The sequence below is a fragment of the Streptomyces sp. NPDC004647 genome (assembly GCF_040609575.1).
GTDB lineage: Bacteria > Actinomycetota > Actinomycetes > Streptomycetales > Streptomycetaceae > Streptomyces.
In genome coordinates, this window is the sequence record NZ_JBEXKU010000133.1 from 1 (window position 1) to 13,049 (window position 13,049).

At 70.6% G+C, this 13,049-nt stretch carries 8 protein-coding genes; 5 read left to right on the forward strand and 3 right to left on the reverse strand.

The genetic code is table 11. The annotated features are described in order from the left end of the window. A partial coding sequence (locus tag ABZW18_RS32725; RefSeq protein WP_356194662.1) for a beta-ketoacyl synthase N-terminal-like domain-containing protein occupies positions 1 to 4,152 on the reverse strand: 4,152 nt, incomplete at its 3' end. 184 nt (positions 4,153 to 4,336) lie between these two features. After that, on the reverse strand, positions 4,337 to 5,368 hold the full coding sequence (locus ABZW18_RS32730; RefSeq protein WP_356194665.1) for a GDP-mannose 4,6-dehydratase: 1,032 nt from the start codon (positions 5,366 to 5,368) through the stop codon (positions 4,337 to 4,339). A gap of 275 nt (positions 5,369 to 5,643) precedes the next feature. Between ABZW18_RS32730 and ABZW18_RS32735 the strand changes: the two genes are divergently transcribed. The 4 genes from ABZW18_RS32735 to ABZW18_RS32750 all read left to right on the forward strand — a co-directional run bounded on the left by ABZW18_RS32735 (position 5,644) and on the right by ABZW18_RS32750 (position 10,847). After that, the gene (locus tag ABZW18_RS32735) at positions 5,644 to 7,401 is read left to right on the forward strand and encodes an ABC transporter ATP-binding protein (protein ID WP_356194667.1); all 1,758 of its coding nucleotides are present in this window, start codon (positions 5,644 to 5,646) and stop codon (positions 7,399 to 7,401) included. Further along, positions 7,379 to 9,229 (forward strand): ABC transporter ATP-binding protein, encoded by a 1,851-nt coding sequence (locus tag ABZW18_RS32740; RefSeq protein WP_356194669.1) that lies wholly within the window; start codon positions 7,379 to 7,381, stop codon positions 9,227 to 9,229. The genes ABZW18_RS32735 and ABZW18_RS32740 overlap by 23 nt, the downstream gene beginning before the upstream one ends. 89 nt (positions 9,230 to 9,318) lie before the next feature. After that, positions 9,319 to 10,167 (forward strand): metallophosphoesterase, encoded by an 849-nt coding sequence (locus ABZW18_RS32745; protein WP_356194672.1) that lies wholly within the window; start codon positions 9,319 to 9,321, stop codon positions 10,165 to 10,167. Continuing rightward, positions 10,164 to 10,847, forward strand: coding sequence for a 4'-phosphopantetheinyl transferase superfamily protein (locus ABZW18_RS32750; RefSeq protein WP_356194675.1), 684 nt, complete (start codon positions 10,164 to 10,166; stop codon positions 10,845 to 10,847). Before ABZW18_RS32745 ends, ABZW18_RS32750 begins: the two co-directional genes overlap by 4 nt. Positions 10,848 to 11,037: 190 nt before the next feature. Here the strand turns inward: ABZW18_RS32750 and ABZW18_RS32755 are convergent, their stop codons facing one another. Then, positions 11,038 to 11,190: a hypothetical protein gene (locus ABZW18_RS32755; protein WP_356194680.1), complete on the reverse strand. Its 153-nt coding sequence runs from the start codon at positions 11,188 to 11,190 to the stop codon at positions 11,038 to 11,040. 29 nt (positions 11,191 to 11,219) lie between these two features. Here ABZW18_RS32755 and ABZW18_RS32760 point away from each other — a divergent pair. Beyond that, positions 11,220 to 13,049, forward strand: a 1,830-nt coding sequence (locus tag ABZW18_RS32760) for a DPP IV N-terminal domain-containing protein (protein WP_356194678.1), incomplete at its 3' end; no start/stop codon positions are given.

The window sequence follows — 13,049 nt, forward strand, 5'->3', positions numbered from 1 at the left end:
AGCCCTGCGCACCAGCCGCCCGGCCCTGACCTCACCACCCCGGACAATCACCTGCGGCTCATCCGCGCCCAACGCGGAGAGCGGAAGCACGACCGCCTCCACCGGATCCAGGTCCACCAGACCGAAGCACCCGGGATTCTCCGACTGCGCCGAACGCACAAGACCCCACACCGAGGCCGCCGCCACATCAGCGCCCCCCACCGCACCCCGCGTCACAAAGACCAGGCGTGAATCGGCGAACCGCTCGTCCGCCAGCCAGGCCTGCGCCGACGCCAGGACATCGGCCGTCAGCGCGTGAGCCGACTCCGCCGCATCGGCACCGGACGTACCGCCGACCGCCACGAGTACGACAGCGGGCACCGGGCCCTCGCCCGCCGCCAGCTCCGCCAGATCCTGGCGCGCGGCAACCGTGCCCGCCAGTGCCCCGTTCGCGACGAGGCCGAACGCGTCCGGGCCCACCAGGGCGACGGAGTCGGGCGCGTCCGCCCCCTGCCGCACAGAGACCCAGTCGAGGCCGAACAGCGCGTCGCCGGCGGCCGTGGCCGCGGAGTCGAGCTGCTGCGCCGCGACCGCCCGCAGCACCAGCGACTCGATGGAGACCACAGGCGCGCCGGAGGCGTCGGCGACATTGATCGAGACCGCGTCCTCGGCGGCCGGCGACAGCCGCACCCGCAGCGCGGAGGCGCCCGTCGCGTAGAGCGACGCGCCCTCCCACGAGAACGGCAGCCCACCGCGGCTCTCCACGCCGAGTTCGACGAAGGACGCCGCGTGCAGCGCCGCATCCAGCAGCGCGGGGTGCAGACCGAACGCGTCCGCTTCGGCCTCGCCGCCCTCGGGCAGCACGACCTCGGCAAACACGTCGCCGTCGCGCCGCCAGGCGGCCCGCAGGCCCTGGAAGACCGGGCCGTACGCGAAGCCGTCCTCGGCCAGCCGGTCGTAGATGCCCTCGACAGCCACGGGCTCGGCCCCGGCCGGGGGCCACTCCGCGGCGTCGAATCCGGCACCCCGCTCATCGGGCTGCTCGTCGACCGTCAGTACGCCGGTGGCGTGCCGCGTCCAGGCGGTCTCGTCGCTTCCCTCGGGCCGCGAGTAGACGTTGACGGTGCGGCGTCCGGAGTCGTCGGGGTTGCCGATCCACAGCTGGACCTGGATACCGCCCTGCTCCGGCAGGATCAGCGGCGCTGCCAGGGTCAGTTCCTCGACCCGGTCGCAGCCGACCTCGTCGCCCGCGCGGATGGCGAGTTCGAGGAAGGCGGTGCCGGGAAGCAGCGTGGTGTCGCGGACGGCGTGGTCGGCCAGCCACGGGTGGGACTGGAGCGAGAGGCGGCCGGTGAGCAGCACGCCTTCGGCGTCGGCGAGCGAGACGGCGGCGGCGAGCAGCGGGTGGTGTGCCGCGCCGAGCCCGGCGGCCCGCAGATCGGCCGACTGGCTCTGGGCCCCGCCCTTGGGCCAGTACCTGCGGCGCTGGAAGGCATACGTCGGCAGGTCGTGACGGTGTGCGCCGGTGCCGGCGAAGTACTCCGCCCAGCGGACGGTGGCGCCGCGTACGTACAGGCCGGCCAGCGCGGTGGTGAGGGTGTGGGTCTCGGGGCGGCCGGCCCGGAGCGCGGGGAGCGCGGCGTGGGTGTCGGTGCCCGCGACGTCCAGGCAGTCCTGGGCCATCGCGGACAGGACACTGTCGGGGCCCAGTTCGAGGAAGGTGGTGACGCCGTGGCCGGCGAGCCAGCCGATGCCGTCGGCGAACCGTACGGCCCGCCGGACATGGTCCACCCAGTAGTCGGCGGAGGTGACCTGCGCGACGGTGGCGGGCTCGCCGGTGAGGTTGGAGACGAACGGCAGCAGCGGGGCCTGAAGGGACAGACCCGCCACCACCGCGCGGAACTCGTCGAGCATCGGCTCCATGAGCGGCGAGTGGAAGGCGTGCGAGACCCGGAGCCGCTTGGTCCTGCGCCCCTCCGCCTCCAGGCGGGCGGCGATGTCGGTGACCGCGTTCTCCTCGCCCGCGAGGACGAGCGCGGCGGGGCCGTTGACCGCGGCGACGGACACGACGTCCTCGCGGCCGGCCAGCAGCGGGGTGACCTCGTCCTCGGCCGCCTGTACGGCAATCATCACGCCGCCTTCGGGCAGCGCCTGCATCAGCCGGCCGCGGGCGGCGACGAGCGCGGCGGCGTCGCTCAGCGACAGCACTCCGGCGACATGGGCGGCGGTGATCTCACCGATCGAGTGACCGGTCAGATAGTCGGGCTTGACGCCCCAGGACTCCACCAGGCGGTACAGGGCGACCTCGACGGCGAACAGCGCGGGCTGCGCGTACTCGGTACGGTTCAGCGCATCTGCGTCCTCTCCCCAGAGCACGTCGCGCAGCGGTCGGTCCAGCAGCGGGTCCAGTGCGGCGAAGGCGGCGTCCAGGGCCTGGGCGAACACCGGGAATCTCTGGTGGAGTTCGCGGCCCGCGCCGAGGCGCTGGGAGCCCTGGCCGGTGAAGAGGAACGCCAGCTTTCCGTCGCCCTGGGTGGCGCCGCGCACCTGGTCGGCGGCCTCCCGGTCCTCGGCCAGCGCGGTCAGCGCGGCGAGCGCGGTGTCTCGGTCGGCGACCGTGAGGACGGCGCGGTGCTCGAAGCCGGCGCGGGTGGTGGCCAGCGAGTAGGCGGTGTCGAGGACGGTCGCGGCGGGGTCGGTCTCCAGCGCGGCCACCAGCCCGGCGGCCTGGGCGCGCAGCGCCTCACGGGTGCGTCCGGAGACCAGCAGGGGTACGGGGCCCGTGCAGTCCGCGGTGGCCTCGTCCTCGGCCTCGGGGGCGGCCGGGGCCTGCTCGACGATGGTGTGCGCGTTGGTGCCGCTGATGCCGAAGGAGGAGACACCCGCCCGCCTGGGCGCGCCGGTCTCGGGCCAAGGGGAGTTCTCCGTGAGGATCCGAACCGCGCCCTGCGACCAGTCGACGTGCGACGAAGGCTCGTCGGCCAGCAGGGTCCGCGGCAGCACTCCGTGACGCATCGCCATGACCATCTTGATGACGCCGGCCACACCGGCCGCGGCCTGGGTGTGGCTGATGTTCGACTTGACGGAGCCCAGCAGCAGCGGTCGGTTCTCGTCCCGGCCCTGGCCGTAGGTCGCGAGCAGGGCCTGTGCCTCGACCGGGTCACCGAGCGTGGTGCCGGTGCCGTGCGCCTCGACGGCGTCGACCTCGGCGGCGGACAGCCGGGAGTTGATCAGAGCCTGCTGGATGACCTCCTGCTGGGAGGGGCCGTTGGGGGCGGTGAGTCCGTTCGACGCGCCGTCCTGGTTGACGGCGGTGCCACGTACCACGGCGAGGATCTCGTGGCCGTTGCGCCGGGCATCGGAGAGCCGCTCCAGGACGAGGACGCCCACGCCCTCGGCCCAGCCGGTGCCGTCGGCGGTGTCCCCGAAGGAGCGGCAGCGGCCGTCCGCGGAGAGGCCGCCCTGACGGCCCATCTCGATAAAGGTGCCGGGGCTCGACATGACGGTGACGCCGCCGGCCAGCGCGAGGGTGCACTCCCCGGCGCGCAGCGCCTGGGTGGCGAGATGGACGGCCACCAGGGAGGAGGAGCAGGCGGTGTCCACGGTGACGGCGGGACCGACCGTGCCGAAGGTGTAGGAGATGCGTCCGGACAGAACGCTGCCGGTGTTGCCGGTGAGCTGGAATCCCTCGGCGCCATCGGCGGGCCCGACCCGGTAGTCCTGGGCCATCGCGCCCATGAACACACCGGTCTGGCTGCCCTTGACCGAGGTCGGGTCGATGCCCGCGCGCTCGAAGGCCTCCCAGGCGGATTCGAGCGCGACGCGCTGCTGGGGGTCCATCGCGACGGCCTCGCGGGGCGAGATACCGAAGAAGTCGGCGTCGAAGTCGGGGGCGTCGTGGAGGAAGCCGCCGGATGCGGTGCTGGACGAGGCGAGCGCCTCGGTGTCCCAGCCGCGGTCGGTGGGGAACGCCGAGATACCGTTCTCACCGGCCTCGACCAGGCGCCAGAGGTCTTCCGGGCTGCTGACGCCGCCGGGGTAGCGGCAGGTCATACCGATAATGGCGATCGGCTCCTGGGCCGCCGTCTCCAGTTCATTGACGCGCTGCCGCGTCCGTCGGAGATCGGCGGTGGCAAGCTTGAGGTAATCCCGGAGCTTCTGTTCGTTGTCCATCTCAACTCAACCCATCTCGACAGCCAGCGGCCGAACATGAATCACGCGGGGCATCTCGCGCTCGCCGTGCAATGCGAAAAATAGAAAGCCACATGGCTTCGCAGCCGTTTGGCGGGAAGCCATGTGGCGAGTGTCGTACGGACCGCTACGGGAATTCCCTAGTTCTCCCCGGTCCTTCGTCCCGCTACCAGTTGGAGGCCAGCAGAAGGTCCCCGTATTCGTGTTCCCGGGAGACCTGATTCAGGTCGGCATCCACCATCATGCACATCAGCTCGGGGAAGTCGACGGTGGGCTTCCAGCCGAGCCGGGTATGGGCGTGCCCACTGTCCGCGCAGAGGACCTCCACCTCGGCGGGGCGGACCAGCTCGGGGTCGATGACGACGTAGTCCTGCCAGTCGAGGCCCACGTGTTCGAACGCGATGCGCACCGCGTCCCGCACCGAGTGCATGGTGCCGCTGCCCACCACGTAGTCGTCCGGCTCGTCCGGCTGGAGCATGAGGTGCATCGCGCGCACATAGTCGCCGGCGAAGCCCCAGTCACGTACCGCGTCGAGGTTTCCGAGGTGCAGCTTGTCCTGGAGCCCGAGCTTGATCCGGGCGACGGCCAGCGAGATCTTCCGGGTCACGAACTCCGAGCCGCGGCGCGGGGATTCGTGGTTGAAGAGCATTCCGGAGACGGCGTACATCCCGAAGGACTCACGGTAGTTGCGGGTGATGAAGTGCCCGTACGCCTTGGCGGCGCCGTACGGGCTGCGCGGGTGGAACAGTGTCGTCTCACGCTGCGGAGTCTCGGCGGCCTTGCCGAACATCTCCGAGGACGACGCCTGGTAGAAGCGGATCTGCCCATTTCCCGCGGTACGCGAACTGTTCAGGCCGCTCACCATCCGGATCGCCTCAAGGACGCGCAGCACGCCCATGCCGTTGACCTCGGTGACGAGTTCGGCCTGCTGCCACGACATCGGCACGAACGAGATCGCGCCGAGGTTGTAGACCTCGTCCGGCTGCACGGTGTCGACGGCGGAGACCAGGCTGCCCTGGTCCATGAGGTCGCCGTCCACGAACGAGAGTTCGGAGACGAGCCGGCTGACCCGAGACTTTCGCGGGTTGGCCTGTCCTCGGATCAATCCCCAAACCTGGTAGCCCTGGGACAGGAGATGCTCGGCCAGATAAGAACCGTCCTGCCCGGTAATTCCGGTGATCAGTGCACGCTTGGTCATACCAACCCCTTCTCGACCACGGAGAGACCGCCCAAACGCACAGCTCGGTCGACGACCTTGCATCGAATACGCTTCTGTCCGGACGATAGACATCGGCACGCTCGCAAGCCTCCGACCACGGTGTCAAGAAATCCCGTGCTTACTAGGGAATTCCCGAGTCGGAGCGCCGCGACGAAGGCCGGAAGAGGCAGAACACTAGTAATTTTCGGCACCGCGATGCGGTGCACTGTGTGCGTCGGCGTTCGGGCCGGCTCTGTCAACCGGAGTGTCTTTCCGTGCTGTTCAGACTTCTGCGTACCCATGTGCGCCCGTACCGGCGAGACGCTGCCCTGCTGGTGCTCCTGCAACTGATCCAGATCCTCGGCACGTTGCTGTTGCCGACGCTGGGCGCCGCCCTGATCGACAACGGTGTGGTCGCCCAGGACAGCGGCTACATCTCCCGGCTCGGTGCGGTCATGGTCGCGGTGGCGCTCGTCCAGGTCGCCTCGGCGATCGGCGCGGTGTCCCTGGCCTCCCGTACCGCGATGGCGATGGGACGCGACATCCGGTCCGTCGTCTTCCGCCGGGTGCTGGACTTCTCCGCCCGTGAGGTGGGCCGCTTCGGAACGCCGTCGCTGCTGACCCGGACGGTCAACGACGTCCAGCAGGTGCAGACGCTGACCCAGTCGGGCTTCGGCATCATGGTGGCCGCGCCTCTGATGTGTCTGGGAAGCGTTGCGCTGGCGCTTCAGCAGGACGTGCCGCTTGCGCTGATCCTGGTGGTCCTGGTCGTGGTCGTCGCCGTCGCGTTCGGTCTGCTCCTGGCCCGTATGGGCGCGTTCTACGAGCGGATGCAGACCGGTCTCGACCGGCTCGGCCGGCTGCTGCGCGAGCAGATCACCGGGGTCCGCGTGGTGCGTTCCTTCGTCCGGGACGGCTACGAGCGCGAGCGGTTCGCCCGTACGAGCACGGAGCTGTTCGAGGTCTCACAGCGGGTCGGCCGGCTCATCGCGTCGATGCTGCCTGTGGTGCTGCTGCTCATGAACGGGTTCATGGTCGCCATCCTCTGGGTCGGCGCCCACCGGATCGACACCGGGGCGATGAGCATCGGAGCGCTGAGCGCGTTCCTCAGCTATCTCTCCCTGATCCTGATGTCGGTCGTGATGGTCGCGTTCGTGTTCCTGTCGATGCCCCGCGCGAAGGTGTCCGCCGCGCGTATCCAGGCGATCCTGGCGACGCCGACGAGCGTCACCCCGCCGTCCCGGCCGGTGGGTGCCGCGTCGGACGCGGTGGGACGGCTCGAACTGCGAGGGGCGGAGTTCCGCTACCCGGGCGCGGAGAAGCCGGTGCTCCAGGGGATCGATCTGACCGCCGGGCCCGGGGAGAGCGTGGCGATCCTCGGCTCCACCGGCAGCGGCAAGACGACGCTGCTCAACCTCGTACTGCGGCTGTTCGACGCCACCGAGGGATCGGTACGGGTCAACGGCGTCGATGTACGGCAGTTGGACCCCGAGGTCCTCGGCCGGACCGTGGGCTTCGTACCGCAGAAGCCATATCTGTTCTCCGGGACCGTCGCGACCAACCTCCGCTTCGGTGACCCGGACGCCACCGACGACGACCTGTGGCACGCCCTCCGGATCGCCCAGGCCGCCGCGTTCGTCGCGCGCATGCCCGAGGGGCTCGACGCCGAGATCTCCCAGGGCGGCACGAATGTCTCGGGCGGCCAGCGCCAGCGGCTCGCCATCGCGCGCACCCTGCTGCGCCGGCCCGCCGTCTATCTCTTCGACGACTGCTTCTCCGCGCTCGACTACGCCACGGACGCCGCGCTGCGGACCGCCATGGCGCCGGAGATCGCGCGGTCGACCGTGATCACCGTCGCCCAGCGGATCGCCGCGGTCCGGTACGCCGACCGCATCGTGATCCTCGACGGCGGGCGCGTCGTCGGCACGGGCACACACGACGAACTGCTGCGCGACAGCGCCACCTACCGCGAGATTGCCCTCTCCCAGCTCACCGAGGAGGAGACCGTTCATGGTCTCGCCGGCCGGGCCTAGCCAACCAGAACCCCGCGGGCCCGGCCGCCGTCTCCTCGGACTGCTCCGGCCGCACCGCCCCCGTATCGCCGTCGCGCTCGTCGTGGGAATCGGCGGGATCACGCTCAACGCGTTCGGTCCGCTACTGCTCGGCAAGGCCACCGATCTGATCTTCGACGGTCTCCTCGACAGGTCGGGCGACGTATCCCCGGGAGGCACCACCGGGGGCGTCGACTTCGGCGAGGTCGGGCAGGTGCTGCTGCTCCTGCTCATGCTGTTTGTCGCGGCCTCGCTGTTCATGCTGGCACAGGGCCGGCTGATCGCGGCCGTCGTCCAGCGAGTGGTCTTCGATCTGCGGGAGAAGGCGGAGGAGAAGCTCGGGCGGCTGCCGCTGCGCTACTTCGACCGCAATCCGGCGGGCGAGGTGCTGAGCCGTACGACCAACGATGTCGACAATCTCCAGCAGACCCTTCAGCAGACCCTCGCCGAACTGATCACCTCGGTCTTCTCCATCATCGCCATGCTCATCCTGATGCTGGTGATCTCGCCGTCGCTCGCCCTGATCATGCTCGCGAGCGTGCCGGTGTCGGGGGTGCTCGCCGCATGGATAAGCAAGCGCGCCCAGCCCCGGTTCGCGGACCAGTGGGCCGCCACCGGCTCGATGAACGCGCAGGTCGAGGAGGTCTATACGGGCCATTCACTGATCAAGGGCTTCGGCAGGCGCGAGCAGGCCGAGCGGCAGTTCGACGCGCACAACGACGCCCTGTTCCGGGCCGGCGCCAAGGCTCAGTTCGCCTCGGGCACCATCGAGCCCGCGATGATGTTCATCGCCAACCTCGGCTATGTGGTCGTGGCCGTGGTGGGCGCCTGGAAGGTGGTGAGCGGCGGGCTGACGCTCGGGGACGTACAGGCGTTCATCCTGTACTCCCGGCAGTTCAGCCAGCCGATCGTGCAGGTCGCCGGAGTGGCCGGCCGTCTCCAGTCCGGGATCGCTTCCGCCGCGCGGGTCTTCACCCTGCTCGATGCGGAGGAGCAGGGCCCGGACCCGGAGCGTCCGGTCCGCCCCGGGCCGGTCGCCGGGCGGGTGGAGTTCGACCGTGTGGCATTCCGCTACTCCCCCGGGACCCCCCTGATCGAGGATCTCTCACTGACCGTGGAGCCCGGCAGTACGGTGGCGATCGTCGGCCCGACCGGGGCCGGCAAGACCACGCTGGGCAATCTCCTCATGCGGTTCTACGAGGTGGACGAGGGCCGGATCCTGCTCGACGGCACGGACATCGCGACGATGACCCGCGACGACCTGCGCGCGCAGTTCGGCCTGGTGTTCCAGGACACCTGGCTGTTCGGTGGCACGATCGCCGAGAACATCGCGTACGGCTATGCCGGGGCCACCCGTGAGGAGATAGTGGCCGCGGCGAGCGCCACCTGCGCGGACCGCTTCATCCGTACGCTGCCGGACGGCTACGACACCGTGCTGGACGACGAGTCGTCCGGCGTAAGCGCGGGCGAGAAGCAGCTGATCACGGTCGCCAGGGCGTTTCTCGCGAAGCCCGCCGTGCTGGTGCTCGACGAGGCGACGAGTTCCGTCGACACCCGTACCGAGGTCCTGATCCAGCGCGCGATGAACACCCTGCGCGCGGGCAGGACCAGCTTCGTCATCGCGCACCGGCTGTCCACCATCCGCGACGCCGATGTCATCGTGGTCATGGAGTCGGGGCGGATCGTCGAGCGCGGCACCCACGACGAACTGATCCGCGAACAGGGCGCCTACGCGCGCCTGTACGATGCCCGCGCCCATGGGTCTCCCCGGCCGGCCGGGGACGACGGGCAGCCGGCGGCAGGCGGCTGACCCGTCGCCACCCGCATCCGCGTAATCTCGAGGGGTCGGCGCACCGGCCCGACCACCGGCATTCGAGCCCGACCGATAAGGACGGTATTGTGCCCGACGGAAAACTCCTCGCCGTCAGCGATCTGCATGTCGTGTACGACGAGAACCGGGCGCTGGTCGAGGAACTGCGCCCGACCTCGGACGACGACTGGCTGATCGTCGCGGGTGATGTCGCCGAGAAGTACGCCGATGTCGAGTGGGCGCTGCGGCTGCTCAGCGACCGGTTCTCCCAGGTGATCTGGGTTCCGGGCAACCATGAGCTGTGGACCCACCCGCAGGACCCGTGCGATCTGCGCGGCGAGAAGCGCTATCTCCATCTGGTCGAGTTGTGCCGGGAGTTGGGCATCGCAACCCCGGAGGACCGCTATCCCGTGTGGCAGGGCGCCGGCGGGCCGGTGGCGGTCGCGCCGCTGTTCGTGCTCTACGACTACTCGTTCCGGGCGCCCGGCGCCACCACGACGGAGGAGTCGCTGCGGCTGGCCCATGAGGCGGGCGTGGTCTGCTCCGACGAGTACTTCCTGCATCCCGACCCCTTCGCGGGCAGGGACGCCTGGTGCTGGTCCCGGGTCGAGGAGACCGAGCGCCGGCTGTCGGCCGTCGATCCGTCCCTGCGTACGATTCTGGTCAATCACTTCCCGCTGGTCCGTGACCCCACCCGCGTCCTGCATTACCCGGAGTTCGCGCAGTGGTGCGGTACGGAACTGACAGCCGACTGGCATGTGCGCTTCCGCGCCGCCGCCGTGGTCTACGGGCATCTGCACATCCCCCGGGTCACCCGGCACGACGGGGTGCGCTTCGAAGAGGTATCGATCGGCTATCCGCGGGAATGGCGCAAACGCCCGCCACGGGTGCCACTGCGCCAGATCCTGCCCGAGCCGGCCGGACAGGCCGTCCGGTGATCCGCGGGGTACTGCCCGCCGAGGTCGCAGCCGAGGCGGCGTACGACGACGGGCGTGAGCCGGGCGAAGAGCTGTTCCCGCAGGAGAAGGCACTGATAGCGAACGCGGTCCCCCAGCGCCAGCGGGAGTTCACGACCGTACGCTTCCTGGCCCGGCGCGCGCTGCGCCGCCTGGGACAGCCGCCCGTACCGTTGCTGCCCAACCAGCGCGGGGCGCCCCAGTGGCCGGAAGGCATCGTCGGGAGCATGACGCACTGCGACGGGTACCGGGCCGCAGTCGTGGCCAGGTCCGAGGCGACGGCGGCACTCGGCATCGACGCGGAGCCGGACGCTCAGCTGCCCGAGGGCGTGCTCGATGCCATCGCGCTGCCGTACGAGCGAGCCCGGATCGCATCGCTGACCGCCCGTCATCCCGGGGTGAGCTGGGACCGGCTTGTTTTCAGCGCCAAGGAGAGCGTTTTCAAGGTGTGGTACCCGCTCACCGGACGCGAACTCGACTTCTCCGAGGCAGAAATCGACATCGCTCCGGTCGAACGGACCTTTCAGGCAAGGCTTCTGGTACCGGGTCCATTCGTGAGAGACCGTCGTATCGGTGAATTCCAGGGCCGTTGGATCGCGGAACGTGGCCTGGTGGCGACCGCCATCCATGTGGCACATGGATCGCCATCAGTTCTTCATTGAATCCGTCGTCAAACGACGCGTGCCGCCGTGGCCGCCGACCTACCCACGGCTGTGGGCCGCTCAGCACAGCTCGGTCAGCGAACCCTTCCCCGCGGACAGCAACTTCATTGAGGGGAACCCTGCACCGCATGCTGCCTGACGACCCATCAAAACGAGCGTCAAATGAGCGTCGTGCAACCAAAGTGCCAGGTCAGAAGCCTAGACTGGCAGCCTTCCTGACGTAGGTGCCGAGATCGTCGGCCTCGACGATGCCGGGCGGCGAACCGCCTTCACGCAAGGGCGTGACATAGCGGGTGGCGGTGACTTTCGGGAAGTCACCCCAGATGAGAGGACCCTGTTCCACCGGGTCGCCACGGCTGCCAGGGTGCCCTCATGGAGACCTCCGCGATTCCCGATTTTCCCCGCCGGTTCGCCCGCACCCGCCGCTTCTCCCTCGGTGTGCCACGGCAGTTCACCGTGTCACCGGACGGCGAGCGGATCCTCTTCCTGCGCACGGGCGGAGGCTCGGACCCGGTCAGCCGCCTGTGGTTGCTGGAGGAGGACGGCTCCGGAGCCGCCCGTGCCGAAGACCGGGCGAGGGTTCTCGCGGATCCGCTCGCCCTGGACGCCGGCACCGGCGTACCGGAGGAGGAACGGATCCGGCGCGAGCGGGCGGGCGAGCGCGCCGAGGGGGTGGTGGCTTACGCGACCGACCGCGAGGCGCGCATGGCGGCCTTCGCGCTGGAAGGCGCCCTGTGGGCGGTACGCACCGATGGCGGCGCGCCGTTCGCCGTCCGGACACCCGGCCCGGTGGTCGACCCGCGCCCCTCCCCGGACGGCCGGCACATCGCCTACGTCACCGGAGGCGCGCTGCATGTGGTGGACGTGGCGGGCGGGGGCAGCCGACTCCTCGCCGCACCGGACGGCCCGGAGGTGACGTACGGGCTCGCCGAGCACGTCGCGGCCGAGTCGATGGGCCGGCTGCGCGGTCACTGGTGGGCGCCGGACGGCCGCTCCCTGCTCGCTGCCCGGGTCGACACCTCTCCCGTCCAGCGGTGGTACATCGCCGATCCGGCCCATCCGCACCTGCCGCCGCGGTCCGTTCCCTACCCGGCGGCGGGCACCGCGAACGCCCTGGTCTCGCTGCTCGTCCTCGGTCTCGACGGGAGCCGGACGGCCGTGGAGTGGGACCGGGCGGCCTTCGAGTACGTGGTGGACGCCCGTTGGGACGCCCACGGTCCGCTGATCACCGTGCAGTGCCGCGACCAGCGCACCCTGCGAGTGCTGACCGCCGATCCCGCCACGGGCACGACCGAGGTCCTGCACGAGCAGCGCGATGCGGCATGGGTGCAGCTCATGCCCGGGACCCCGGCCCGGACGGCCTCCGGCGCGCTGGTGCGCCCGTACGAGGAGGAGGACACCCGGGGCCTGCGCGTCGGCCCGGACGGCCGTACGCCGCCCGGCCTCCAGGTCCGTCAGGTGCTCGGCACAGCGGGCGAGCGGGTGCTGTTCACCGCGAGTGAGGACCCCATGGAGACACATGTGTGGGGTTACGAACCGGGGGGCGGCTGCGTCCGGCTGAGCGAAGGACCCGGTCTGCATACGGCGGTTGCGGGCGGCGGAACGGTCGTCCTCGAGAGCCGGACGCCCGACGGTCATCGCGTGAGCGTGCTGCGCGAGGACGGGCCGGCGGGCCGGATAGCCTGCCACGCCGAAGAGCCCGGAGTGGACCCGCGGCCGGCGTTCCTCAGCCTCGGCGACCGGAGCCTGCGCAGTGCGCTCTATCTGCCGTCCTGGTACGAACCGGGGGCCGCGAAACTGCCCGTGCTGCTCGACCCGTACGGCGGTCCGGCCGTGCAGGTCGCCGTCCGCGCCCGTACCTGGTTGGCATGCGTGTCGCAGTGGTTCGCCGAGCAGGGCTTCGCCGTACTGGTCGCCGACGGCCGCGGAACTCCCGGCCGAGGGCCGGAGTGGGACAAGGAGATTCGCGGGGACACCCTCGGCCCCGCACTGGAGGACCAGGTCGACGCCCTGCACGCGGCGGCCGCCCACTGCCCGGACCTGGACCTGTCGCGGGTGGCCATCCGCGGCTGGTCCTACGGCGGCTATCTCGCCGCGGGCGCCGTTCTGCGCCGCCCCGATGGCGGCCAACCGGCGGGGGGGGGGGGCGGCGGCGGGGGCGCGGGCGCGGGCGCCGGGGCCCCGGTAGGGGGGGAAGGCGGG